Annotated in this window: 16 protein-coding genes and 4 pseudogenes; 19 read left to right on the top strand and 1 reads right to left on the bottom strand. The window is 67.3% G+C overall.

Annotated elements, in window-relative coordinates; all coding sequences use genetic code 11:
• The first annotated feature begins 126 nt into the window (after positions 1-126).
• From gyrA to mnhG, 16 genes and pseudogenes are all read left to right on the top strand, one after another.
• Positions 127-2,767: pseudogene (gyrA, locus tag AC27IO_RS00630) on the top strand (DNA gyrase subunit A).
• Between the two features lie 101 nt (positions 2,768-2,868).
• Entirely contained in the window at positions 2,869-3,978 is a 1,110-nt protein-coding gene (gene serC, locus AC27IO_RS00625) for a 3-phosphoserine/phosphohydroxythreonine transaminase (RefSeq protein ID WP_487087414.1), read from the top strand.
• 38 nt (positions 3,979-4,016) lie between these two features.
• Entirely contained in the window at positions 4,017-5,114 is a 1,098-nt protein-coding gene (gene pheA, locus AC27IO_RS00620) for a prephenate dehydratase (protein WP_284428660.1), read from the top strand.
• An 11-nt stretch (positions 5,115-5,125) separates the two neighbouring features.
• The gene (locus tag AC27IO_RS00615) at positions 5,126-6,013 is read left to right on the top strand and encodes a prephenate dehydrogenase (RefSeq protein WP_284415064.1); all 888 of its coding nucleotides are present in this window, start codon (positions 5,126-5,128) and stop codon (positions 6,011-6,013) included.
• The gene (locus tag AC27IO_RS00610; protein ID WP_498736697.1) at positions 6,013-8,031 is read left to right on the top strand and encodes a bifunctional 3-phosphoshikimate 1-carboxyvinyltransferase/cytidylate kinase; all 2,019 of its coding nucleotides are present in this window, start codon (positions 6,013-6,015) and stop codon (positions 8,029-8,031) included. The genes AC27IO_RS00615 and AC27IO_RS00610 overlap by 1 nt, the downstream gene beginning before the upstream one ends.
• A 183-nt stretch (positions 8,032-8,214) precedes the next feature.
• Positions 8,215-9,900, top strand: coding sequence for a 30S ribosomal protein S1 (gene rpsA / locus AC27IO_RS00605; protein WP_092739611.1), 1,686 nt, complete (start codon positions 8,215-8,217; stop codon positions 9,898-9,900).
• A 103-nt stretch (positions 9,901-10,003) separates the two neighbouring features.
• Positions 10,004-10,333: an integration host factor subunit beta gene (locus AC27IO_RS00600; protein WP_284415059.1), complete on the top strand. Its 330-nt coding sequence runs from the start codon at positions 10,004-10,006 to the stop codon at positions 10,331-10,333.
• Positions 10,334-10,447: 114 nt separating this feature from the next.
• Positions 10,448-10,769, top strand: a pseudogene (locus AC27IO_RS00595) (LapA family protein).
• A pseudogene (gene lapB / locus AC27IO_RS00590) lies at positions 10,759-11,915 on the top strand (lipopolysaccharide assembly protein LapB). Before AC27IO_RS00595 ends, lapB begins: the two co-directional pseudogenes overlap by 11 nt.
• On the top strand, positions 11,912-12,250 hold the full coding sequence (locus AC27IO_RS00585) for a ComEA family DNA-binding protein (RefSeq protein WP_498736693.1): 339 nt from the start codon (positions 11,912-11,914) through the stop codon (positions 12,248-12,250). The pseudogene lapB and the gene AC27IO_RS00585 overlap by 4 nt, the downstream one beginning before the upstream one ends.
• Before the next feature lie 99 nt (positions 12,251-12,349).
• Complete coding sequence (locus AC27IO_RS00580; protein ID WP_498736691.1) at positions 12,350-15,310, top strand: monovalent cation/H+ antiporter subunit A; 2,961 nt, start codon at positions 12,350-12,352, stop codon at positions 15,308-15,310.
• The gene (locus tag AC27IO_RS00575) at positions 15,310-15,675 is read left to right on the top strand and encodes a Na+/H+ antiporter subunit C (protein WP_272568874.1); all 366 of its coding nucleotides are present in this window, start codon (positions 15,310-15,312) and stop codon (positions 15,673-15,675) included. The genes AC27IO_RS00580 and AC27IO_RS00575 overlap by 1 nt, the downstream gene beginning before the upstream one ends.
• A gap of 32 nt (positions 15,676-15,707) precedes the next feature.
• A complete protein-coding gene (locus AC27IO_RS00570; RefSeq protein ID WP_284415099.1) occupies positions 15,708-17,390 on the top strand; it encodes a monovalent cation/H+ antiporter subunit D in 1,683 nt (560 codons plus the stop codon).
• The gene (locus tag AC27IO_RS00565; RefSeq protein WP_284401041.1) at positions 17,387-17,881 is read left to right on the top strand and encodes a Na+/H+ antiporter subunit E; all 495 of its coding nucleotides are present in this window, start codon (positions 17,387-17,389) and stop codon (positions 17,879-17,881) included. Before AC27IO_RS00570 ends, AC27IO_RS00565 begins: the two co-directional genes overlap by 4 nt.
• Positions 17,878-18,162, top strand: coding sequence for a K+/H+ antiporter subunit F (locus AC27IO_RS00560; RefSeq protein ID WP_284415051.1), 285 nt, complete (start codon positions 17,878-17,880; stop codon positions 18,160-18,162). Before AC27IO_RS00565 ends, AC27IO_RS00560 begins: the two co-directional genes overlap by 4 nt.
• Entirely contained in the window at positions 18,159-18,530 is a 372-nt protein-coding gene (gene mnhG / locus AC27IO_RS00555; RefSeq protein WP_284401042.1) for a monovalent cation/H(+) antiporter subunit G, read from the top strand. Before AC27IO_RS00560 ends, mnhG begins: the two co-directional genes overlap by 4 nt.
• Before the next feature lie 258 nt (positions 18,531-18,788).
• Here the strand turns inward: mnhG and AC27IO_RS00550 are convergent, their stop codons facing one another.
• Entirely contained in the window at positions 18,789-22,496 is a 3,708-nt protein-coding gene (locus AC27IO_RS00550) for a hydantoinase B/oxoprolinase family protein (protein ID WP_498736688.1), read from the bottom strand.
• Positions 22,497-22,737: 241 nt separating this feature from the next.
• Here AC27IO_RS00550 and AC27IO_RS00545 point away from each other — a divergent pair, with 241 nt between their 5' ends.
• The 3 genes and pseudogenes from AC27IO_RS00545 to AC27IO_RS00535 form a co-directional block, all read left to right on the top strand.
• Positions 22,738-23,295 (top strand): pesticin C-terminus-like muramidase, encoded by a 558-nt coding sequence (locus AC27IO_RS00545; RefSeq protein WP_284403732.1) that lies wholly within the window; start codon positions 22,738-22,740, stop codon positions 23,293-23,295.
• On the top strand, positions 23,292-23,975 hold the full coding sequence (locus tag AC27IO_RS00540; protein WP_498736685.1) for a hypothetical protein: 684 nt from the start codon (positions 23,292-23,294) through the stop codon (positions 23,973-23,975). Before AC27IO_RS00545 ends, AC27IO_RS00540 begins: the two co-directional genes overlap by 4 nt.
• 57 nt (positions 23,976-24,032) lie before the next feature.
• Positions 24,033-25,222 (top strand): annotated as a pseudogene (locus tag AC27IO_RS00535) (M14 family metallopeptidase); the annotation flags it as partial.

Below are 25,222 nucleotides of genomic sequence, written 5' to 3'. Positions count from 1 at the left end.
AACGCAAAGTGGTTGCAGACGGGGCGCGCACGGTAGGACAAAAGCGCTTTACCCCTGATGTGTTGCGCACTTGCGACAAGACGTTCCGCCTAGAATGGCCCTCCTCCGCCGTCCACGCAGTTCTCCATGACACAGTTCGCCAAAGAAACCCTGCCCATCAGCCTTGAAGAGGAAATGCGGCGAAGTTATCTCGATTACGCCATGAGCGTAATTGTGGGTCGCGCGCTGCCCGATGCGCGCGACGGCCTCAAGCCGGTGCACCGGCGCGTGCTGTTCGCCATGCACGAACTCAACAACGATTGGAACCGGCCTTATAAGAAGTCCGCCCGTATCGTGGGCGACGTGATCGGTAAATACCACCCGCACGGCGATCAATCGGTGTACGACACGATTGTGCGCATGGCGCAAGACTTCTCCATGCGCCATCTGCTCGTCGATGGCCAGGGCAACTTCGGCTCGGTGGACGGCGACAACGCGGCCGCGATGCGTTACACCGAAATCCGCTTGGCGAAGATCGCCCATGAAATGCTGGCGGACATCGACAAAGAAACCGTCGACTTTGGCCCCAACTACGACGGCAGCGAAAGAGAACCGCTGGTGCTTCCCAGCAAGTTGCCCAACCTGCTGGTCAATGGCTCCGGCGGGATCGCCGTGGGCATGGCCACCAACATCCCCCCGCACAACCTCAATGAAGTGGTGGATGGCTGCCTGCACCTGCTGCACCACCCCGATGCGTCCATCGACGATCTGATGGAGATCATTCCCGCTCCTGACTTCCCCACGGCAGGGATCATCTACGGCATCAATGGCGTGAAGGACGGCTACCGCACGGGCCGGGGCAAGGTGGTCATGCGCGCACGCTGCCACTTCGAGGACATCGACCGTGGCCAGCGCCAGGCCATCATCGTGGACGAGCTGCCCTACCAGGTCAACAAAAAAGACGCTGCAGGAGCGCATGGCCGAGCTGGTGCACGAAAAGAAGATCGAAGGCATCAGCCACATCCAGGACGAATCCGACAAGTCGGGCATGCGCCTGGTGGTCGAACTCAAGCGCGGCGAAGTGCCCGAGGTGGTCCTAAACAACCTTTACAAGCAAACGCAGCTGCAGGACACGTTCGGCATGAACATGGTGGCCCTGGTGAACGGGCAGCCGCGGCTTTGCAACCTGAAGGAACTGGTCAGCGTCTTTCTGCAGCACCGCCGCGAAGTGGTGACGCGCCGCACGGTCTTCGAACTGCGCAAGGCACGCGAACGCGGCCACGTGCTGGAAGGGCTGGCGGTGGCGCTGGCCAACATCGACGACTTCATCCGGATCATCCGCGAATCGCCGACACCCCCGGTGGCCAAGGCGGAACTGATGACCCGCTCGTGGGACAGCAAACTGGTGCGCGAGATGCTCACGCGCACCCGGGCCGACGGTGGCACCGTGAATGCGGACGACTACCGGCCGGAAGGGCTGGAGCGTGAATACGGAATGGGCCAGGACGGCCTGTACCGGCTGTCCGACACCCAGGCGCAGGAAATTTTGCAGATGCGCCTGCAGCGCCTGACCGGCCTGGAGCAGGACAAGATCGTTTCCGAATACCGGGACGTGATGGCGGTGATCGAAGACCTGCTGGACATCCTGGCCAAGCCAGAACGCGTCTCCGTCATCATTGGCGAAGAGCTGACGTCCATCAAGCAGGAGTTCGGCCAGCACAAGCTCGGGGCGCGGCGCAGCGTGGTCGAATACAGTGCGCAGGACCTGTCGACCGAAGACCTGATCACGCCCACCGACATGGTGGTCACGCTCAGCCACACGGGCTACATCAAGAGCCAGCCGCTGTCCGAATACCGGGCGCAAAAGCGCGGCGGCCGCGGCAAGCAGGCGACGGCCACCAAGGAAGACGACTGGATCGACCAGCTCTTCATCGCCAACACGCACGACTACATCCTGTGCTTTTCCAACCGTGGTCGCCTCTACTGGCTCAAGGTGTGGGAAGTTCCGGCCGGCTCCCGTGGCTCGCGCGGCCGCCCGATCGTCAACATGTTCCCGCTGCAAGAAGGCGAAAAGATCAATGTGGTTCTGCCGCTGACCGGCGACATGCGGACGTTCCCGGCCGATCGCTACGTGTTCATGGCCACGAGCATGGGCACCGTGAAGAAGACGGCGCTCGATGAATTCAGCAACCCCCGCAAGGGCGGAATCATCGCCGTCAACCTGGACGATGGCGACTACCTGATCGGCGCGGCGCTCACCGACGGTGCGCACGACGTCATGCTGTTCAGCGATGGCGGCAAGGCGGTGCGTTTCGACGAAAACGACGTGCGCCCCCTGGGCCGCCAGGCCCGCGGCGTGCGCGGCATGATGCTGGAAGACGGGCAGAGCGTGATCGCCATGCTGGTGGCCGAAGACGAGACCCAGAGCGTGCTCACCGCCACCGCGAACGGCTACGGCAAGCGCACCAGCATTGTCGAATACACGCGCCATGGCCGGGGCACCAAGGGAATGATCGCGATCCAGCAGAGCGAGCGCAACGGCAAGGTCGTGGCGGCCACGCTGGTCCACGCCGATGACGAGATCATGCTGATCACCGACAAGGGTGTGCTGGTTCGCACCCGCGTGTCGGAGATCCGCGAACTCGGCCGCGCCACCCAAGGCGTGACGCTGATCGCGCTGGACGAAGGCTCGCAGTTGAGCGGCCTGCAACGCATCGTGGAAAACGACGCCAATGTGCCGGATATCGACGCCGATGAAGAAGGTGGCACGCCGCCCGCAGAAGCCTGATCCCTGCCCCATGCAAAGCGCTCCGATGGACGCTTTGCTATCACAATCATAGCAATCAGCCCTAGATAAATATGCGCTGAGGCCCTCTTTCACTTGAAACCATGAATCGCCCGTACAACTTCTCCGCCGGCCCGGCCGCCATTCCCGCCGAAGTCCTGCAGCAAGCGGCTGCCGAAATGCTGGACTGGCACGGAAGCGGCATGGGCGTCATGGAGATGAGCCACCGCGGCAAGGAGTTCTTGTCGATCTACGAACAGGCCGAAGCCGACCTTCGTGAGCTGCTGGCGGTGCCTTCGCAGTTCAAGATCCTGTTCATGCAGGGGGGCGGTCTGGCTGAGAACGCCATCGTGCCGCTGAACCTCTCGCGCGCAGCGACGGTGGACATGGTCGTCACCGGCAGCTGGAGCCAGAAGTCGGTGAAAGAGGCCCGCAAATATGCAGCGGAAGTGCATGTGGCCGCGTCGGGCGAGACCAGCCACTTCACCACGCTTCCCGAGCCAGCCAGCTGGCAGCTGAGCCGCGGCGCGAGCTACCTGCACCTGTGCAGCAACGAGACCATCCACGGCATTGAATTCCACGAACTGCCCGACCTGAAGGCGCTGGGCAGCGATGCGCCCCTGGTCATCGATTTTTCTTCCCATGTGGCATCGCGCGCCGTCGACTGGTCGCGCGTGGGCCTGGCGTTCGGTGGAGCGCAGAAGAACCTGGGCCCTGCCGGCCTCACGCTGGTGGTGGTGCGGGAGGATCTGCTGGGGCACGCCCTGCCCGCCTGCCCCAGCGCCTTCGACTACAAGATCGTGGCGGACAACCAGTCCATGTTCAACACCCCGCCCACCTGGGGCATCTACGTGGCCGGCCTGACCTTCCAGTGGCTCAAGCGCCAGCGCGAGGGCGAACTGAGCGGGATCGCGGCGCTGGAGCATCGGAACATCGCAAAGGCCCGGCTGCTGTACGACACCATCGACCAGTCGCAGTTCTATGTGAACAAGGTGTCGGAGAACGCCCGGTCCCGCATGAACATTCCGTTCTTCCTGCGCGACGAATCGCGCAACGATGCCTTCCTGGCAGGCGCCAAGGAACGCGGGCTGCTGCAGCTCAAGGGGCACAAATCGGTGGGCGGCATGCGCGCCAGCCTGTACAACGCCATGCCCCTGTCGGGCGTCGAGGCCCTGGTGGCCTACATGCGAGAATTTGAACGCAAGCACGCCTGAAGCCCTGACAGTCCAGAGAAAACGCCCCCACACCTTTCATGACCATCCCGCAAGCCTCTCCGGACCTCGCCAGCCTGCGCGTCCAAATCGACAACATCGACCAGCAGCTGCTCACGCTGCTGAACCAGCGCGCCCTGGTCGCCGAACGGGTGGGCGAGATCAAGAAGCGCGAAGGCACGCCCTTCTTCCGCCCCGACCGGGTGGCCCAGGTCATCGAGAAGATCCAGACCGCCAATCCCGGCCCATTGAAGGGGCCGCATGTCGCGGCCATCTGGCGCGAGATCATGTCCGCCTGCTTGGCACTCGAGTCACCGCAGCGGGTGGCCGTGCTCGGCCCGGCCGGCACCTTCTGTGAGCAGGCGGCCGTGGAGTTCTTCGGTGGCGCGGCCGACCTCATGTACTGCGCCAATTTTGACGAAGTGTTCCACGCCACGGCGGCAGGCAGCGCGCAATACGGTGTGGTCGGCGTGGAAAATTCGGTCGAGGGCGTGGTGACCCGATCGCTCGATCTGTTCCTGCACACGCCTTGCCACGTGGTCGGCGAAGTGAGCCTGCTCGTGCGCCACAACCTGATGCGGCAGTCCGACTCGCTCGAAGGCATCGAGGCGGTGCTGGCACACCCGCAGGCGCTGGCGCAATGCCAGGGATGGCTGTCCAAGCACCTGCCCCACGCAGAGCGCCGCCCGGTATCCAGCAATGCGGAAGGGGCCCGGCTGGCCGCGACCAATCCGGCGTGGGCGGGCATTGCGAGCGAACGGGCCGCCACGCAATTCGGCCTGCATCTGGTCGCGCATGCCATTCAGGACGATGCCTACAACCGCACCCGGTTCGCCATCATCTGCCTGCCGCACACGCTGCAGACGCCACCACCGTCGGGCAAGGACTGCACCAGCCTGGTCATCTCGGTGCCCAACCGGCCCGGCGCGGTCCACGACCTGCTGGTGCCGCTCAAGACACACGGGGTGTCGATGACCCGGTTCGAATCCCGCCCCGCCCGCACAGGCCAGTGGGAGTATTACTTCTACATCGACCTCGACGGCCACCCGTCCCTGCCCCATGTGGCACGGGCCCTCGAAGAACTGCGTGCGCTGTGTGCGTTCTACAAGGTGCTGGGCACCTACCCGGTCGCGCCATGAGCGGGCCCGCCATGTTTGAACAGCTGGGGTTGATCGGCTGCGGCCTGATGGGAGGGTCGTTCGCTCTGGCCATGAAGAAGGCCGGCCTCGTCAAGCGCGTGGTCGGGTACAGCAAGTCGCCGTCCACCACCGACCGCGCCCGCCAGATGGGCGTGATCGATGTCGAGGCACCGTCCGCGTTGCTCGCCGTGGCGGGCGCCGACATCGTGCTCGTGGCCGTCCCCGTGGCCGCGACCGAGGCCACGCTCAAGGCCATCAAGCACCTCGTCACACCGCAGATGCTGATCATGGACGTGGGCTCGACCAAGGCCGACGTGGTGCAGGCCGCACGCCGCGCCCTCCGCGACCAGGTGGGATCCTTCGTTCCGGCCCACCCGATCACCGGGCGCGAGGTGTCCGGCGTGGAATACGCGGAAGCCGAGCTGTACAGCGGGCGCCAGGTCATCCTCACGCCGACCGAGCGCACCTTGACCGCCCATCTGCAAAAGGCCGAAGAAGTGTGGCGCACGCTGGGCTGCCGGGTGCAAAGCATGTCGCCCGAATCGCACGACGCTGCCTTTGCGTCCGTCAGCCACCTGCCTCATTTGCTGGCCTTCGCCATGATGAACAGCATCACGGCGCAAGACCATGGCGATATGTTCCTGTCCCTGGCAGGCCCGGGCTTTCGCGATTTCACCCGCATCGCGGCCAGCGACCCCAAGGTCTGGCGAGACATTCTGTTGTCCAACCGCGAAGAGCTTCTGGCACAGTCGCGGCTTTTCCAGCAGGCGTTGCAGCAGTTGGAGCAGACCATGCAGCAGGGCAATCCCCAGGCGCTGGAAGACCTGATCACCCTGGCCAGCGAAACCCGCGCGCACTGGCGCATGGGCGCCCAACGCACCCCCACCCCCAATTCCTGATGTTCAGCACCGAGTTTCTCGACCTCCCGCCGCTGTCCACGGCGGGCGGCGCCATACAGCTTCCAGGCTCCAAGAGCATCTCCAACCGTGTTTTGCTGCTGGCGGCACTGAGCGAAGGCACCACCGAAATCCACGACCTGCTGGCATCCGATGACACCCGGGTCATGCTCGATGCACTGCGGCAACTGGGTTGCACGGTGGACGAGCAAGGCGCCAGCGTGCGCATCACGGGGCTGGGCACCCAACCCGCGAACGCCCCGGCCGCCCTTTTCCTGGGCAATGCCGGCACGGCGATGCGCCCGCTGACGGCCGCGCTGGCGCTGCTGGGCGGCGAGTTCGAGTTGTCCGGCGTGCCGCGCATGCACGAGCGGCCCATCGGCGACCTGGTGGATGCGCTGCGCCAGCTCGGTTGCCGCATCGACTACCTGGGCAACGAAGGGTTTCCACCCCTTCGCATTGCACACGCCCAAGGCGTGCCGCCGCTATCGCTGTCCAGGCCCATTTCCGTGCGCGGTGACGTGTCGAGCCAGTTCCTCACCGCCCTGCTGATGGCGCTTCCACTGGTCGCGGTCGAGCAAGACGTGGTGATCGAGGTGGTGGGCGAGCTGATCTCGCGGCCCTACATCCACATCACGCTGCAGTTGCTGGCGCGGTTCGGCATCGATGTACAGCATGACCGGTGGCAGCGGTTCACCATCCCGGCCCGCAGCCGATACCGTTCGCCCGGGAGCATCCACGTCGAGGCCGACGCGTCTTCGGCCAGCTATTTCATTGCGCTGGGCGCCATCGCCGGCGTTGCCGAGCACGACGACGGCGTGCAGATCCTGGGCGTGGGGCAAGACTCCATCCAGGGGGATATCCGCTTCATCGAGGCCGCGCAGGCCATGGGCGCACAGGTCACGGGCGGGCCCAACTGGCTGAAGATCCGCCGCGGCGCATGGCCGCTCAAGGCCATCGATCTGGACTGCAACCACATTCCCGACGCCGCCATGACGCTGGCCGTCATGGCCCTCTATGCCGAAGGCACGACCACGCTGCGCAACATCGCCAGCTGGCGCGTCAAGGAAACCGACCGCCTGACCGCCATGGCGACCGAGCTGCGCAAACTCGGCGCCACGGTGGAGGAAGGCGCGGACTTCCTGCGCGTCACGCCCCCGGCTGCGCCTGCCGGCTGGCGGGCCGCCAGCATCCACACCTACGATGACCACCGCGTGGCCATGTGCTTTTCACTGGCGGCCTTCAATCCGGCGGCGCTGCCCGTTCGCATCCAAGACCCCAAGTGCGTGGCCAAGACGTTTCCGGATTATTTCGAGGCACTGTTTTCCGTCACGCAAACCCCCACGGAACGCATTCCGGTGATCTGCATCGACGGCCCGACCGCATCCGGCAAGGGCACCGTGGCCGCCGCCGTGGCGCAGCGACTGGGGTACCGGTTTCTGGACTCAGGCGCCATGTACCGCATCGCGGCGCTGGCGGCCTTGCGGGCGGGCCTGCAGATCGATGCGGCGCACGAGCCGCGCATCGCGACGCTCGCACGCGGGCTGCCCGTGCGATTCGAAGGCGGGCGGATCTGGCTCGGCGCCGATGATGTGACCGATACCATCCGCACCGAAGAAGCGGGCATGAATGCGTCGCGCGTCTCCGCACTGCCCGCCGTGCGGGAGGCCCTGGTGGCCCTACAACACAGCTTTCGGCGGCTTCCGGGACTCGTGGCGGACGGGCGCGACATGGGCACCGTGATCTTTCCCCAGGCCGCCTTGAAGGTCTACTTGACCGCCAGCGCGGCATGCCGGGCCGAACGCCGGCATAAACAGTTGATTTCAAAGGGGATTTCGGCTAGCATCGCAGACCTTCGCGCCGATTTGGAGGCGCGCGACGCCCGGGACAGTTCCCGCAGCGTTGCGCCCTTGAAGCCGGCGCAGGATGCCCTGGTTCTGGACAACTCCTCGCTCACGGTCGATGCGGCTGTCGAGCAGGTACTTGCCTGGTGGCAGGAACGACAGCCCTTCGCCACCTAGGCACGGGGTTGCAAGCCGAGGCTCACGCCCCGGACAGGCCCGCCCGGCCCCACAGGCACCCAGTGCCCAGGCCGTGCGGTTCTCCAACCTAACCGCGGTTTTGCCGCAAAAAACCTCCGCAGGCAGCTTTAAAAACGATGGCGATGGTGCTGTCGGAACCCTGTTTGCGGCTTTAGGAAATACATGTCTGAATCTTTTGCCGCCCTTTTCGAAGAGTCCTTGACACGCACCGAAATGCGTCCGGGCGAAGTGATCACCGCCGAAGTCGTGCGCGTGGAACACAACTTCGTCGTGGTGAACGCCGGCCTCAAGTCCGAAGCCTACGTGCCCCTGGAAGAGTTCAAGAACGACAAGGGCGAAGTCGAAGTCCAGGTGGGCGATTTCGTCTCCGTGGCCATCGGCTCGATCGAAAACGGTTACGGCGACACCATCCTGTCGCGTGACACCGCCAAGCGCCTGGCCTCCTGGCTGGCGCTGGAAAAGGCCCTGGAATCCGGCGAATTCGTCACCGGCACGACCAGCGGCAAGGTCAAGGGTGGCCTCACGGTGCTGGTCAACGGCATCCGCGCCTTCCTGCCAGGTTCGCTGATCGACACGCGTCCGATCAAGGACCTGACGCCTTACGAAAACAAGACCCTGGAATTCAAGGTCATCAAGCTCGACCGCAAGCGCAACAACGTGGTGCTGTCGCGCCGCGCGGTGGTGGAAGCCTCCATGGGCGAAGAGCGCGCCAAGCTGATGGAAACCCTGAAGGAAGGCTCCATCGTCCAGGGCGTGGTCAAGAACATCACCGAATACGGTGCGTTCGTGGACCTGGGCGGCATCGACGGCCTGCTGCACATCACCGACATGGCATGGCGCCGCGTTCGCCATCCTTCGGAAGTGGTCACGGCCGGTCAGGAAATCACGGCCAAGATCCTCAAGTTCGACACCGAAAAGAACCGCGTGTCCCTGGGCCTCAAGCAAATGGGCGACGATCCCTGGATGGGCGTTTCGCGCCGCTATCCTTCGGGCACCCGCCTGTTCGGCAAGGTCACGAACATTGCCGACTACGGCGCATTCGTGGAACTGGAACCCGGCATCGAAGGCCTGGTGCACGTCTCCGAAATGGACTGGACCAACAAGAACATCGCTCCTTCCAAGCTCGTATCGCTGGGTGACGAAGTCGAAGTCATGGTCCTCGAGATCGACGAAGACAAGCGCCGCATCAGCCTGGGCATGAAGCAGTGCAAGGCCAACCCATGGCAAGAGTTCGCGCAGAACACCAAGCGCGGCGACCGCGTCAAGGGCCCGATCAAGTCGATCACCGACTTCGGCGTGTTCGTGGGTCTGGCTGCCGGCATCGACGGCCTGGTGCACCTGTCCGACCTGTCGTGGAACGAAACCGGCGAAGCCGCCGTTCGCAACTACAAGAAGGGCCAGGAAGTCGAAGCGATCGTGCTGGCCGTGGACGTGGACCGCGAACGCATCTCGCTGGGCATCAAGCAGCTCGACGGCGACCCATTCACCACCTTCGTGACGGTGAACGACAAGGGCCAGACGGTGACCGGCAAGGTCAAGACCGTGGACGCCCGTGGCGCTGAAATCGACCTCGGCGAAGACATCATCGGCTACCTGCGCGCTTCGGAAATCTCCCGCGACCGCGTGGAAGATGCCCGCAATGTGCTCAAGGAAGGCGACGAAGTCACGGCCGTGGTGGTGAACGTGGACCGCAAGACCCGCAACATCCAGCTGTCCATCAAGCAAAAGGACATGGCCGACGAGCAAGGCGCCATGGCCAACCTGAGCCAGCAATCGAGCCGCGAAAGCGCCGGCACGACCAGCCTGGGCGCCCTGCTGCGCGCCAAGCTGGACAACTCGGACAAGTAATCCGAGAGTCAGGCAACGACCGCTTCGGCGGTTGTGAATGGCGGGCGCCTCGTGCGCCCGCTTCTTTTTGTTCTGTTTCCCAGGTTGCAAAGACTAGGATTCCATGACCCGATCAGACCTCGTTGAAGAACTGGCGGCACGGTTCAGCCAGCTCACCCAGCGCGATGCCGAATACGCCGTCAAGACCATTCTGGACGCCGTGGGCGACGCATTGGTGCGTGGCCACCGCATCGAGATCCGGGGTTTTGGCAGCTTTTCGGTCAACCGCCGCCCGCCCCGCATGGGCCGCAATCCCCGCAGCGGCGAAGCCGTGGCGATCCCGGAAAAGCGCGTGCCCCACTTCAAGCCCGGCAAGGCCCTGCGCGAAGCCGTAGACCAGCGCACGGTCGAAATGGGCATCGTCGATGCACCGTCGCAAAAACATCAAAATTGATAGCTGCCTGCGCTTGGCTGTCAAGCGCCGGGAGCCCGTGGCACGGGTATCGGCGCAGATGGCAGACGCGCCACGGCGTGCCCGTAGAATGCCCCCACACCACCGGGGAGACGCATGAAATACCTCCTGTGGCTGCTCAAGGCAGCCATTTTTTTTTACCCTGTTCGCTTTTGCACTGAACAACCAGCAAGACGCCACCGTGCACTTCTTTTTCGGCACGCACTGGAGCGCCCCCCTGGTGCTCGTCGTGCTGACGGCCTTCGCGGCCGGGGTCGTCGTGGGCGTGCTGGGCATGGTGCCCCGCTGGTGGAAGCACCGCAGCGCCGCCCGGCGCGCACAGGCCGCGTTGCCGGCTGAAGCCCCGGCCCCCGCACCGGTCGCGGCTCCAGCCGTGCCGGACCTGCAACAACAACCGCCCTCCATCCATGGAATTTGATTTCAGCTGGCTGCTGCTGGGCCTGCCGCTGGCGTTCGTGCTGGGGTGGTTCGCCTCCCGCTTCGACCTGCGGCAATTGCGCGAGGAGAACCGCCGCGCGCCCAAGGCCTATTTCAAAGGCCTGAACTTTCTGCTCAACGAGCAGCAGGACCAGGCGATCGATGCGTTCATCGAGGCGGTGCAGAACGATCCGGACACGTCCGAGCTGCATTTCGCGCTGGGCAACCTCTTTCGCCGCCGTGGCGAGTACAACCGTGCCGTCCGAGTGCACGAGCACTTGCTGTCGCGCGGCGACCTGAGCCGCACCGACCGCGACCGGGCGCAGCATGCGCTGGCCCTGGACTTCCTCAAGGCCGGCCTGCTCGACCGCGCCGAAGATGCCCTGCGGCGGCTGGAGAACACGCCGTTCGAGAGCCAGTCGCGCCTGGCCCTGCTGGCCATCTACGAACGCTCGCGCGACTGGCCGCAGGCGGCGGCCATCGCCCGCAAGATGCACGGATCGCACCAGGGCGACTTCAGCACGCGGCAGGCCCACTACCTGTGCGAACAGGCCATCGCGCGGGCCGCGCAAGGCGACCAGGAAGCCGCGCAGGCGCAGTTCGAAGAGGCCGTGGCCGCCGCGCCCCACGCGCCCCGCCCGCGCATCGAACTGGCCCGCCTGCACCACCGCTGCGGCCGGCCGGAACAGGCGTTTTCCACGCTGCTGGAGCTTTCGCGCGAATCGCCCGGCGCCCTGCCCCTGGCCGCCCCGTTGCTGGTCGAGGTGGGCGCAGCCACCCAGCGCGCCGAGGAAACCTACCAGTTGCTGCTGGGCCATTACGAGCGGGCGCCGTCGCTGGACATGCTGGAGGCCATCGTGTCGATGGACGCCGCCTCGGGCGACGCGTCACGCCCGGGCCGCAGTGGTACGTGCGCCATCTGGACAAGGAGCCCTCGCTGGTGGCGGCCGCGAAGTGGCTGGCGCAGGAAACACTGGAGCACGAGCAGTTCCATCCCCAGGTGCAAAAGGCGCTGGACCAGGCGACCAAGCCGCTCACCCGCTACCGCTGCGCGGCCTGCGGCTTCGAGGCCCGGCAGCATTTTTGGCAGTGCCCCGGCTGCCAGACCTGGGACAGCTACCCCGCCCGGCGCGTGGAAGAGCTATGAGGCTGCGGGGGACCAAGGCCCTGCTGATCGCCATGGCCATGGCCGCAGCCGTTCACTGCGTCGCCGCCGTGGCGGCGGTGGAGGTCAACACGGCGTCCGTCGCCGACCTCGACGGGGTCAAAGGCATCGGCCCGGCGCTGTCGGCCAGGATTCTCCAGGCCCGGGAGAAGGGTCCGTTCCAGAACTGGCCGGACCTCGTCGGCCGCGTCCCGGGCCTGGGCAAGGCCTCTGCCGCGCGCCTGTCCAGCGAAGGCCTCACGGTGAACGGTGCCGCGTTCGACGGCGCACCGGCCGCAGCCGTTCCATCGCCGCCCATGGCGGGCGCGTCGCGTTAGACACCCAACGGATTGCGAGCCCGCAGCACGCCCAATCTCCGGGCTCTGCTAGGGTATTCATAGCATGTCCGAAAGGCATGCCCGTAGAATCGTTCGGGCATGCCCCTGATCCTCCTCGTCCTCCTCCCCTTCATCGGCAGCCTGCTGGCGGCGGTGCTGCCGTCGAACGCGCGCAACACCGAATCCACGCTCGCCGGTGCGATCGCGCTGTTCTGTGCGGTGCAGGCTGCGCTGTACTTTCCGGAGATCGCCGCGGGCGGGGTGCTGCGCCAGGAAATCCCCTGGCTGCCCGCGCTGGGGCTGAACCTGGTGATCCGCATGGACGGATTCGCCTGGATGTTCTGCATGCTGATCCTGGGCATCGGCTCGCTGGTGGTGCTGTATGCGCGCTACTACATGTCGCCGGCCGATCCGGTGCCGCGCTTCTTCTCGTTCTTCCTGGCGTTCATGGGCGCCATGGCCGGCGTGGTGCTGTCGGGCAACATCATCCAGCTGGCCTTCTTCTGGGAGCTCACCAGCCTGTTCTCCTTCCTGCTGATCGGCTACTGGTACCACCGCCAGGACGCGCGCCGGGGCGCTCGCATGGCGCTCACCGTGACGGGCACGGGCGGGCTGTGCATGCTGGCAGGCATGCTGGTGATCGGGCACATCGTGGGCAGCTACGACCTCGACCATGTGCTGGCAGCCGGCGAGCAGATCCGCAACCACCCGTGGTACCTGGCGGCCCTGGTGCTGGTGCTGCTGGGTGCGCTGACCAAGAGCGCGCAGTTTCCCTTCCACTTCTGGCTGCCCAACGCCATGGCCGCGCCGACGCCCGTGTCGGCCTATCTGCACTCGGCCACGATGGTCAAGGCGGGCGTCTTCCTGCTGGCGCGCATGTGGCCCGTGATGGGCGGCACCGAGCCCTGGTTCTGGCTGGTGGGCGGCGCGGGCGTGTGCACGCTGCTGGTGGGCGGCTACGCGGCCATGTTCCAGAACGACCTCAAGGGGCTGCTGGCGTATTCCACCATCTCGCACCTGGGCCTGATCACGCTGCTGCTGGGGCTGAACAGCCCACTGGCGGCGGTGGCGGCGGTGTTCCACATCATGAACCACGCCACCTTCAAGGCCTCGCTCTTCATGGCGGCGGGCATCGTGGACCATGAAAGCGGCACGCGCGACATCCGGCGCCTGTCCGGGCTGCGCACCATGATGCCGGTGACGGCCACCCTGGCGATGGTGGCCAGCGCTTCCATGGCGGGCGTGCCGCTGCTCAACGGCTTTCTGTCCAAGGAAATGTTCTTCGCCGAGACGGTGTTCCTCGACGCCTCGCCGCTGGTGGCGACCGTGCTGCCAGTCGCCGCCACTCTGGCCGGCGTGTTCAGCGTGGCCTACTCGCTGCGGTTCATCGTGGACGTGTTCTGGGGCCCGCGCGCGCAAGACCTGCCGCGCCAGCCGCACGAGCCGCCGCACTGGATGCGCGTGCCGGTGGAACTGCTGGTGCTGGCCTGCCTGGTGGTCGGCATCTTTCCCGCGTGGTCGGTCGGCCAGTACCTGGACGCGGCGGCGCGGCCGGTGGTCGGTGGCCCGTTGCCCGAGTTCAGCCTGGCCATCTGGCACGGCTTCAATACCCCCTTCGTGATGAGCCTGGTCGCCCTGGGCGGCGGCACCGCGCTCTACCTTCTGCTGCGCCGCCAGCGCGCCGCCGGCAAGGTGGATGCGCCCCCGCTCATCTACCGCGTGAGCGGACGGCGCCTGTTCGAGATCGCCCTCACCTGGCTCACGCTGTGCGGGCACAACGGGCGGCGGCTGATGGCCACGCCGCGACTGCAGTGGCAAATGCTGTGGCTGGTGCTGGCGGCGCTGGCCGGCGCGGCCCTGCCGCTGTGGACACAGGGCCTGCAGCTCGGCGACCGCGGCACGCTGCCCCTGTCGCCGGCCTTCGTCGTGCTGTGGACGCTGGGCTCGATCTGCGCGGTGGCCGCCGCGTGGCAGGCCAAGTACCACCGGCTGGCGGCGCTGACACTGATGGGCGGCGCGGGCCTGTGCACCTGCATCACCTTTTTGTGGTTCTCGGCGCCCGACCTGGCGCTCACGCAGATCGTGGTGGAGATCGTCACCACCGTGCTCGTGCTGCTGGGCCTGCGCTGGCTGCCACGGCGCGACGAGCGGCTGCGCGGCGTGGACACCACCCACCCGGGCATCGTGCGGGCACGGCGGCTGCGCGACATGGCGGTGGCGCTGGCCGCCGGCGGCGGCATGGCCTGGCTGGCCTTCACCATGATGAGCCGGCCGTTCCCCGAAAGCACCTCCACCTTCTTCCTGGAGCGCGCGCAGACCGAGGGCGGCGGCACCAACGTGGTCAACGTGATGCTGGTGGACTTTCGCGGCTTCGACACCTTCGGCGAGATCGTGGTGCTGGGCATCGTCGCCCTGACGGTGTATGCGCTGCTGCGCCGCTTCCGCCCCGCGCGCGAGACCATGGACCTGCCCGAGCAGCAGCGCAACATGCCGGCCGATCTGCAGACCGACCTGCTCAACCCGCGCAATGCGGCCGACACCGCCATCGGCTACCTGATGGTGCCCGCCGTGCTGGTGCGGCTGCTGCTGCCATTCACGGCCCTGGTGTCGTTCTACATGTTCATGCGCGGCCACAACGAGCCGGGCGGCGGCTTCGTGGCCGGGCTGGTGCTGTCGGTGGGGCTGCTGCTGCAATACATCATCTCGGGCACGCACTGGGTCGAGGCGCATCTGCCGCTGTACCCGCGCCGCTGGATCGGCACGGGGTTGCTGTTCGCCCTGGGCACCGGGCTGGGCGCCATCGCGCTGGGCTATCCGTTCCTGACCAGCCACACCGCGCACCTGCACCTGCCGGTGATCGGCGAGATCCACATCGCCAGCGCGCTGTTCTTCGACATCGGCGTCTTCACCCTGGTCGTCGGCTCGACGCTGCTGATCCTCACCGCCATCGCCCACCAATCGGTGCGGGGCCACCGCTACCACGCGCGCCTGGCCGAGGAGCGCGAGGCCGAACTGGCGGCCAGCCCCGACGCCACCGCCCCCGAAGGAGGACCCCGCTGATGGAAATCGTTCTCGCCATTGCCATCGGCGTGCTCACCGGCTCCGGCGTGTGGCTGCTGCTGCGCCCGCGGACCTTCCAGGTCATCATGGGCCTGGCCCTGCTGTCGTATGCGGTCAACCTGTTCATCTTCAGCATGGGCCGCCTGGGCCTGGCCATCAACAAGGAGCCCGTGCTGGTGGAAGGTGTTCCGAAGGACCTGCTGCACTATGCCGACCCCATGCCGCAGGCACTGGTGCTGACCGCCATCGTGATCGGCTTCGCCATGACGGCGCTGTTCCTCGTGGTGCTGCTGGCATCGCGCGGCATGTCGGGCACCGACCATGTGGACGGCACGCGCTCGCACGACGTGCAGGAGATGCCGTGACCCCGGCCCTCGCGCACGCCCTTTCCGCATGGATGCCGCACCTGATGCTGGTGCCCATCGTGCTGCCGCTGCTCACCGCCGCGCTGATGCTGCTGCTGCGCGAAGAGCGCCAGCGGCTCAAGCTGGGCCTGAACATCGCATCCACCTTCCTCGGCCTGCTGGTGGCCACGGCGCTGCTGCTGTGGACGGCCCAGGCCACCGTGCCAACCACCATGGGCGTGTACCTGCCGGGCAACTGGCCCGCGCCGTTCGGCATCGTGCTGGCGCTGGACCGGCTCTCGGCCATGATGTTGGTGCTGACCAGTGCCGTCGCCCTGTGCTCCATCGTCTTCGCGGCCGCGCGCTGGCACCGCGCCGGGGTGCACTACCACCCGCTGTTCCAGTTCCAGCTGATGGGGCTGGCGGGCGCGTTCCTCACCGCCGACCTGTTCAACCTGTTCGTGTTCTTCGAGATCATGCTGGCCGCCTCCTACGGGCTGCTGCTGCACGGCTCCGGACGCACTCGGGTACAGGCCGGGCTGCACTACATCGCCATCAACCTGGCGGCCTCGTCGCTGTTCCTCATCGGCGTGTCGATGCTGTACGGCATCACCGGCACGCTGAACATGGCCGATCTGGCGCAGAGCATTCCCAAGGTGGCGGCGGCGGACCGGGGCCTGCTGCACGCAGCGGCGGCCATCCTGGCCACGGCCTTCCTCATCAAGGCCGCGATGTGGCCGCTCAACTTCTGGCTGGTGCCGGCCTACAGCGCCGCCACCGCGCCGGCGGGCGCGCTGTTCGCGCTGATGACCAAGGTGGGCGTGTACACCATCCTGCGGCTGTGGACGCTCATGTTCAGCAGCGAGGCCGGCGCCTCCGCGCTGTTCGGCAGCCTGTGGCTGATCGGCGGCGGCATGATCACCATGGCCTTCGGCGGCATCGGCATGCTGGGGTCGCAGCGGCTCACGCACCTGGCGGGCTATGCGGCCATTCTTTCGTCCGGCACGCTGCTGGCGGCGGCCGGCTTCGGGCAGAACGTGCTGACCGCCGGGCTGCTGTACTACCTGCCCAGCTCCACGCTCGCGATCAGCGCGATGTTCCTGCTGGGCGACCTGATCGACCGCTGGCGCAACGACGGCGCCACGCTCGCGCCGCACGAGCGGCACGACGACGCGCCCTTCCTCACGGCCGAGCTGGTGCCCGCCGCGGGCCTGAACCTCGACGAGGACGAGACCGTGCTGATCGGCCGGGTCATTCCCGCCGCCGCCGCCTTCCTGGGCCTGGCCTACCTGCTGTGCACGCTGGTGATCGCCGGGCTGCCGCCGCTGTCGGGCTTCGTGGGCAAGTTCGCCATGCTGACGGCGCTGCTCAACCCGCTGGGCCTGGGCTCGTCGTCCGGCTACCAGCCCGGCACGCCGGGATGGGTGCTGCTGGCGCTGATGATCGTCACCGGCCTGTTCGCGCTGATCGCCCTCACCCGCACCGGCATCCGCTATTTCTGGACCACGCACGACCGCCGCCCGCCCCAGCTGCGCGTGCTGGAAGGCCTGCCGATCGCGCTGCTGCTGGCCGGGTGCATCGGCCTCACGCTGTACGCCGGCGCGGTGATGCGGTTCACGCAGGCCACCGCCAACGCGTTGCACACACCGTCCAGCTACATCCGCGCGGTGATGTCGGCGCGGCCCGTGCCCGGCCCGGTCACGCCGGCGCAGCCGCCCGCGAAGGAGACGCCATGAAGCGGCTGTTCCCGGCCCCGCTGCTGTCCGTGGCGCTGTTCGTGATGTGGCTGATGCTCAACCGCTCGGTGAGCGCCGGGCAGCTCGTGCTGGCGGCGTGCGTGGCCATCGCCATCCCGGTGCTCACGCGTGGCCTGCGGCCCCTGCCGGTGCGCATCCGCAGGCCCGGCACCGTGCTGCGGCTGGTGGCGTCCGTCATCGCCGACAGCGTGGTGTCCAACCTGCGTCTGCTGCGCTTTCTGGCGACGCCATCGGGCCACCGGCCGCACCCGCCGGGCTTCGTGCAGATTCCACTGGAGATGCGCGACCCGAACGCCCTGGCGGTGCTGGCGATGATCGTGTGCATCACCCCCGGCACGTCGTGGGCCGAACTGTCGCTGGACCGTTCGGTGCTGATGCTGCACGTGCTGGAGCTGGACGACAAGCAGGCCGCCATCGATCACGTCAAAACGCGCTACGAGCGCCCCCTGATGGAGATTTTCGAATCATGACCAACGGTTCCATCCTGTCCATCGCACTGCCGGTCGCCGTCTTCCTGCTGGTGCTGGCGATGTCCTGCGCCCTGGTGCGCATGCTCAAGGGCCCGTCGGCGCAGGACCGGGTGCTGGCCCTGGACTGCATGTACCTGAACGGCATGCTGTGCATGCTGGTGCTGGGCATCTACTACGGCAGCACGAACTACTTCGAGGCGGCGCTGCTGATCGCGCTGCTGGGCTTTGCCAGCTCCACGGCGATGGCCAAGTTCCTGCTGCGCGGCGAGGTGATCGAATGACCGCCACCACCCTGCCCCTGTGGGCCGAGATCGCCATCGCGGCCCTGGTGCTGGCCGGGTGCGGCATCGCCCTGCTGGGGTCGCTCGGGCTGCTGCGCCTGCCGACCTACTTCGAGCGGGTTCACGCGCCGTCCGTGATCGCCACGCTCGGGTGCTGGTGCATCGTGCTGGCCACGCTGCTGTACTTTTCGGTCCAGGGCGCCGGGCTGGCGCTGCACGCGCTGCTCATCGGCCTGTTCGTGGCGGTCACCGTGCCGGTGACCAACATCTTCCTGATGCGCGCCGCCCTGTTCCGCGCGCGCCGGGCCGGCCAGAACGTGCCGCCCAGCCTGAGCCGCCTGCACGAGAGCACCGACCGAGACTCCTGAGGCGATCGTCGGCGCATCTTCTCGGCGCGTTTCTCGGCGTAGCTTCTCGGCGTAGCTTCTCGGCGCCTCCTTCGACGCATTTGCTACCAAATTTATAGCAATATACCCTAGAAGAACATGCCGCCACGGCCTGTTTGACCACATGCCGAACGGTCCGTACCGGACGAGCGGCATCGGTGGCTGGACACAGCCGAACGCTACCAATTCAATAGCATGATGCCCTAGTGGAATATGCGCTGGCGGCCTTTTCCGCTCGAATCAAGAACCCGCCCCGCCGAAGCCGCCGCCACCCGGCGTGTGCACCTCGAACACATCGCCCGGCTCCATCTGCGCCTGGCCGATGTGCTCCAGCATCTCCACCCGGCCGTCCGCACGCACCACGCGGTTGATGCCCGGCTGCCCCGGCTGGCCGCCCGCCATGCCGAACGCGCCGTGGCGGCGCCCGTTGGAGAGGATGCCAGCCGTCATGGGTTCGAGAAAACGCACCCGGCGCACGCCGCCGTTGCCGCCCTTCCAGCGCCCCGCCCCGCCCGAATCGGCGCGGATGGCGTAGCTCTCCAGCCGCACCGGAAAGCGGAACTCCAGGATCTCGGGATCGGTCAGGCGCGAGTTGGTCATGTGCGTCTGCACGACACCGGTGCCGTCGAAACCCTCCACCAGTTCCCCTCCGTCGCCGAACACCCCACCGGCGCCGCTGCCGCCCGAGATGGTCTCGTAGTACTGGTGGCGATCGTTGCCAAAGGTGAAGTTGTTCATCGTGCACTGGCTGCCCGCCGACACGCCCAAAGCGCCCAGCAGCGCGTTGGTGATGCAGGTGGAGGTCTCCACGTTGCCCGCCACCACGGACGCCGGCGGCAGGGGGTTGAGCATGGAGCCGGGCGGGATGATGACCTCCAGCGGCTTGAGGCAGCCGGCGTTCAGCGGAATGTCGTCGTCCACCAGCGAGCGGAACACGTACAGCACCGCGGCCATGCACACCGCGGTGGGGGCATTGAAGTTGTTGGCCTGCTGCGCCGAGGTGCCGGTGAAGTCGATCACCGCGCTGCGGGCGGCGGCGTCCACGCGCACCGCGACCTGGATCTGCGCGCCGTTGTCCAGCGGCAGCGTGAAGGCACCGTTCTGGAGCCGGGCGGCCAGGCGGGCGATGGCGCGGCGCACCGACTCCTCGGCGTTGTCCTGCACATGGCCCATGTAGGCCTGCACCACGGGCAGGCCGAACTGCTGCACCATGCGCCGCAGTTCCTGCACGCCCTTTTCGTTGGCGGCGATCTGCGCCTTCAGGTCGGCCAGGTTCTGCTGCGGGTTGCGGCTGGGGTATTCGCCGCTTTGCAGCAGGGCTGTCATTTCGGCCTCGCGCAGCACGCCGCGCTCCACCAGCTTGACGTTGTCGATCTGCACGCCCTCTTCCTCGATGCGCGTGGAAAACGGCGGCATCGACCCGGGGGTGGTGCCGCCCACGTCGGCATGGTGGCCGCGGCTGCCGACGTAGAACGTGGGCTCGGCCTCTTCGGCCAGGTACACGGGGGTGATGACGGTGATGTCCGGCAGGTGCGTGCCGCCGTGATACGGGTCGTTCAGCACGTACACGTCGCCCGGCTGCATGCGCCCGGCATTGCGGTGGATGACCGCCTTGATGCTTTCGCCCATCGAGCCCAGGTGCACCGGCATGTGGGGCGCGTTGGCGATCAGGTGGCCTTCGGCGTCGAACAGTGCGCAGCTGAAATCCAGGCGCTCCTTGATGTTCACCGAGTGCGCGGTGTTCTGCAGCTGCAGCCCCATCTGTTCGGCGATGTTCATGAAGAGGTTGTTGAACACCTCCAGCAGCACCGGGTCCACCGTGGTGCCCAGCGCATGCCGCACGCTGCGCGCGGTGGTGCGGTCGATCACCAGGTGGTCGAGGGCCGTCAGCGCGGCCTGCCAGCCCGGCTCCACCACGGTGGTGGCGTTCTTCTCGGCAATGATGGCCGGGCCGGCGATCACGTCGCCGGGGCGCAGGTCCTCGCGCACCACCAGGGCCGCGTCGTGCCACGCGGGCACGCCGTCCACGCCCACGGTGTACATGCGCACGGTGCCACGGCGCGGCGCCTCGCGCGGCGGTTGCAGGGCCTGCATCGGCTCGACCGGCGCGTCGCCGGCCACCACCGCCTCGACCGAGACCGCCTCCACGATCAACGCCCGGCCCCGCATGAGAAAGGCGAAGCGCTGGCGGTAGGCGGCCTCGAAACCCGCCGTGATGGCCGCCACCTCCGGCACCTCGCCGACGGGCACGACCAGCGCCGCGTCCGAGCCCTCGTACCGCACATGCACCCGGCGGCGCACCGACACCGGCGCACCGCCTTGCTGCTGCTGTGCCATTTCGGCCCGGGCCGCCTCGGCCAGCGTATCCAGCGTGTGGGCGATGCCGCCCAGGGCCTCGGGCGACAGGCGCGCCTCCACCGCCTGTTCGCGGATCAGGTTCTGGTCGGCCAGGCCCATGCCATAGGCCGACAGCACGCCGGCCAGCGGGTGCACGAACACGCGCTGCATGCCCAGCGCATCGGCCACCAGGCAGGCATGCTGCCCGCCCGCGCCGCCGAAGCACTGCAGGGTGTAGCGCGTGACGTCGTAGCCCCGTGCGACCGAGATCTTCTTGATGGCATTGGCCATCTGCTGCACCGCGATCTGGATGAAGCCGTGGGCCACGTCGTGCGCGGGGCGGCCGGCCTGCGCCGCCAGGTCAGCAAAGCGGGCCTGCACCACGCCCGCATCGAGCGGCTCGTTGCCGCCGTGGCCGAACACGTGCGGAAAGTGCGCGGGCTGGATCTTGCCGACCATCACGTTGGCATCGGTCACGGCCAGCGGCCCGCCCCGGCGGTAGCTGGCCGGCCCCGGGTTGGCGCCCGCGCTCTGCGGGCCCACGCGAAAGCGCGCGCCGTCGTATTCCAGCAGCGAGCCGCCGCCGGCGGCCACGGTGTGGATGCTCATCATCGGCGCGCGCATGCGCACGCCCGCCACCTGGGTTTCGAACTCGCGCTCGAACTCGCCCGCGTAGTGGCTCACGTCGGTGGAGGTGCCGCCCATGTCGAAACCGATCACGCGCACCGAATCCCCAGGGCCCGCGGCCCCGCCTGCACCTCCTGCGCCGCCTGCCTCGCCCGCGAAGGCCAGCTCCGCCGTGCGCGCCATCCCCACGATCCCGCCGGCCGGGCCGGAGAGGATCGCGTCCTTGCCCTGGAAACGGTGCGCATCGGTGAGCCCGCCCGACGACTGCATGAAGTACAGCGGCACGCCCGGCATCTCGGCGGCCACCTGCTCCACGTAGCGGCGCAGGATGGGCGACAGGTAGGCATCCACCACCGTGGTGTCGCCCCGGCTCACGAACTTCATCAGCGGGCTGGTGCCGTGCGAGGTGCTCACCTGCGTGAAGCCTGCCTCTCGCGCGAGCCGCGCCGCCGCCTGCTCGTGCGCGGTGTAGCGGTAGCCATGCATGAACACGATGGCCACGCTGCGCAGGCCCGCGTCGTGGGCGGCCCACAGGCGCTCGCGCAGGTGGGCCTCGTCCAGCGCCTGCTCGACCTCGCCATGGGCGCCCACGCGCTCCTGCGCCTCGATCACGCGGCTGTACAGCAGCTCGGGCAGCACGATGCGGCGCTCGAACAGGCGGGGGCGGTTCTGGTAGGCGATGCGCAGCGCATCGCGAAAGCCCCGCGTGGTCACCAGCAGCGTGGGCTCTCCCTTGCGCTCCAGCAGCGCGTTGGTGGCCACGGTGGTGCCCATCTTCACGCACTCCACCTGCGTGGGTGACACGGGCGCGCCGGGCTGCAGGCCCAGCAGGTGGCGGATGCCGGCCACCGCGGCATCGCGATAGTGCCCGGGGTTTTCGGACAGCAGCTTGTGCGTGACCAGGGTGCCGTCGGGCCGGCGGCCCACCACGTCGGTGAAGGTGCCGCCACGGTCCACCCAGAACTGCCACAGTTGCGTTGCCATGTCGATGCTTTCCTCAGCCTGTTACGAATGAAATGGTTGGACAACATTGACGCAGGCATCACCTGCGAGACAGGAGAGCATCCACGATCTGCCGACCTTTTTCGATGATATCTTCGGCCCGCGGCACGCCGCTGCGGCCCGCTTGCATTCATTGCGTGGGCGATTTCGGCGCCCCGCCCCCTCAACGAACCAGCCCATTCCAACGACTGCGGCAGCCACCGATCCCCTTCATCCACCAGACATGCCAGAACAAATCGACTATGCCTTCCTGAGCGCCCTGGAGGGCGGCTCGCTGACCACCGGCTACGTGCCGGCGGCCAACGTGAGCAAGAGCGGGGTGACCATCGCGACCGGGTTCGACCTGGGCCAGCGCTCCGAGAGCGATCTGAAGAACCTGGGCCTGGCCAGCGGCCTGGTCACCAAGCTCAAACCCTACCTCGGCACCAAGGGCGCGGATGCCAAGACGCTGATCGAGAAGACCCCGCTGACGATCACTGCCGCCGAGGCCGAATCCATCGACAAGGCCACCAAGGCCAGCCACATCGCGAGCGTGAAGCTCAAATACGATTCGGCCACGGCCGCCAAGAAGAACTTCATCGACCTGCCGGCGGAAGCGCAGACCGTCATCGCGTCGGTGTCGTTCCAGTACGGCGTCAACCTGGATGCCGCCACGCCGAAGTTCTGGAAGGCCGTCACCGAACAGGACTGGACCGAAGCGGTCAAGCTGCTCAAGAACTTCGGGGATGTGTATCCCACCCGCCGCGGCAAGGAAGCCGCCCTGCTGGAGAAAGTCAAATGAAACGATGGATCGCCCTGGCCAGCGCCGCGATGGCTTGCGCCACCCTGCATGCTGCACCTGCCAACCCTGGCGCCGACCACGCGGTCGGTGTGGTGCATGTCACCAACCCGGAACTGCTCTCGGCGCTGCAGAACCTCAAGGCCTCGCTCACGGCAGAGCGCACGCCGCTCGCGTTCGACAATGGCGCTTCGGCCAAGAACTGCCTCGAATATTCGGACCTGCTGCCGAAGAGCCAGCCGGTCGAGTCGACCCGCAACTTCGAGATCCGCAGCGAATACCGGCTGTGCGACAGCATCCGCGTGATCACCGGCAAGCCCTTCGTCGCGCAGAAGGCCGCCGCCTCCGGCAAGCAGGGCAAAACCCTGTATGAAAAACTGGACCTGCGGTCGTTCCCCTCGTCGCTGCGCAATCGCGCCGATGGCAAGAAGCACACGCTCCGGGCGCTGCTGCCCGGCACGCACCAGTCCGAAGGCAGCGCCGTCCAGGTGGAAACCCCGGAGCAGTTCTTCCGCCTGGAGGTCGTGGGCACCATCGACCACGGCAGGGGCCACCCGCCCGAATGGATCGTCTGGGTGACGGACGAGCTCAAGAACGGCACCTACCGCGGGTACAGCAACATCGTCGTGCATCCGCCCCGTGCGGCGTCCGGCCTGTACACCGCGGCGGCATCGCCCCGATGACAATGGGCGGTCCTTTCCTTTAGCCCCGTCACCGGGGCGCCGCAGGTACCGAATCGCATGGCCTCTTTCGTCCCCCACCGTCCCTTGCTGGACCAGACCTTTCCCCGCACCCTGTCCGCCTGGGTGGAGCGTTTCGGCCAACCCGTGTCTCGCGGCGCCCGCATCGAAGGCTGGCTGTTCGAGGGCGTGGTCGCACGGCGCGCGGCCGAGCAACGCCTTGCGGCGGTGGGCGTGGTGGCGCGGTTTCGCAGTGCCTACAAGCCCCTGGTGCACTACTTTCTGGAAGAGGTCGATACCGCCCAGCTGGCCGCCGCCACGGTGCGCTACCCAGTGCCGGCCACCGGCTCGCCCGGGCGTTTTCTGCTGGAGGCCTATCCGCTGGCCGACCTCCTGGCCGGGTGCGACCTGCGGTTCGAACCCGGGGCCGACGACCTGCACTACGGCGTGGCGCTGCGCTTTCGCGATGGCCGCGAAACGGTCGATCGGGTCTTCGCACCCAACCGGGTGCACGAAGACCCCACCAGCCCGGACCCGCTGCTGTCGCCCACGGGCTGGCTGCGCGTGGACGCGTCCGGTGCGCCGGACAGCAACCAGGATGCGGCCGAATCCACCGATTTCGAAGACCTCTTCGCGCACGCCATGCGCACGCTGCGGGAGCATGCCTGGCCCGCGCAGGAGCCCTATTTCGAACGGCTGGACATCCGCGTCGACCTGCCGGGCTTCGAGCAGCCGCTGTCCACGCCGCACGAATGCATGAGCCTGCACGAGGCCCTGCACGAAGACCTGTATTTTTCGCTGCTCGAGTTCTTTCAGCAGCACTCCGGCCGCCCTGCGGGCGACCGCCGGCTGCAGCCCGGGCAGATCGTGCCCGACATCCGCCAACACGACGGCCCGCCACGCCTGCGCATCGCGCTGCGCGCCTTCGACGTGGCCGCACAGGACGCGGGCGCCTGGGCGGACACCACGGCCGGACAGGCCCTGGACGACATGGGCCAGGCTCCGCCGCCCGAGCGCATCGCACAAGCGATGGCGCGGCTGGGCGGCCAGCGCTTTTCCGCGCGCAGCCGCCAGGGGCGCGAGGTGCTGGGCCTGTACCGCACCGGCACCGAGGCCCCGATCCTGCTGAGCGGCGGCCAGCACGCCAACGAAACCTCCGGCGTCGTGGGGGCCCTGCGCGCGGCCGAGGCGCTGCATGCGCGGCCCGGCGCGCACTTCGCCCTCATCGCGCTGGAGAACCCGACGCTATG

Source organism: Acidovorax sp. KNOB132, from assembly GCF_057541515.1.
This window is presented reverse-complemented; position numbering and strand designations above follow the sequence as displayed.

Coding starts and splice junctions, on each gene's coding strand:
- mnhG (WP_284401042.1), top strand. CDS start 18,159: ATGACCGCCACCACCCTGCCCCTGTGGGCCGAGATCGCCATCGCGGCC.
- AC27IO_RS00600 (WP_284415059.1), top strand. CDS start 10,004: ATGACCCGATCAGACCTCGTTGAAGAACTGGCGGCACGGTTCAGCCAG.
- pheA (WP_284428660.1), top strand. CDS start 4,017: ATGACCATCCCGCAAGCCTCTCCGGACCTCGCCAGCCTGCGCGTCCAA.
- AC27IO_RS00545 (WP_284403732.1), top strand. CDS start 22,738: ATGCCAGAACAAATCGACTATGCCTTCCTGAGCGCCCTGGAGGGCGGC.
- AC27IO_RS00615 (WP_284415064.1), top strand. CDS start 5,126: ATGTTTGAACAGCTGGGGTTGATCGGCTGCGGCCTGATGGGAGGGTCG.
- AC27IO_RS00565 (WP_284401041.1), top strand. CDS start 17,387: ATGAAGCGGCTGTTCCCGGCCCCGCTGCTGTCCGTGGCGCTGTTCGTG.
- rpsA (WP_092739611.1), top strand. CDS start 8,215: ATGTCTGAATCTTTTGCCGCCCTTTTCGAAGAGTCCTTGACACGCACC.
- AC27IO_RS00560 (WP_284415051.1), top strand. CDS start 17,878: ATGACCAACGGTTCCATCCTGTCCATCGCACTGCCGGTCGCCGTCTTC.
- AC27IO_RS00570 (WP_284415099.1), top strand. CDS start 15,708: ATGCCGCACCTGATGCTGGTGCCCATCGTGCTGCCGCTGCTCACCGCC.
- AC27IO_RS00610 (WP_498736697.1), top strand. CDS start 6,013: ATGTTCAGCACCGAGTTTCTCGACCTCCCGCCGCTGTCCACGGCGGGC.
- AC27IO_RS00540 (WP_498736685.1), top strand. CDS start 23,292: ATGAAACGATGGATCGCCCTGGCCAGCGCCGCGATGGCTTGCGCCACC.
- AC27IO_RS00575 (WP_272568874.1), top strand. CDS start 15,310: ATGGAAATCGTTCTCGCCATTGCCATCGGCGTGCTCACCGGCTCCGGC.
- AC27IO_RS00550 (WP_498736688.1), bottom strand. CDS start 22,496: ATGGCAACGCAACTGTGGCAGTTCTGGGTGGACCGTGGCGGCACCTTC.
- serC (WP_487087414.1), top strand. CDS start 2,869: ATGAATCGCCCGTACAACTTCTCCGCCGGCCCGGCCGCCATTCCCGCC.
- AC27IO_RS00580 (WP_498736691.1), top strand. CDS start 12,350: ATGCCCCTGATCCTCCTCGTCCTCCTCCCCTTCATCGGCAGCCTGCTG.
- AC27IO_RS00585 (WP_498736693.1), top strand. CDS start 11,912: ATGAGGCTGCGGGGGACCAAGGCCCTGCTGATCGCCATGGCCATGGCC.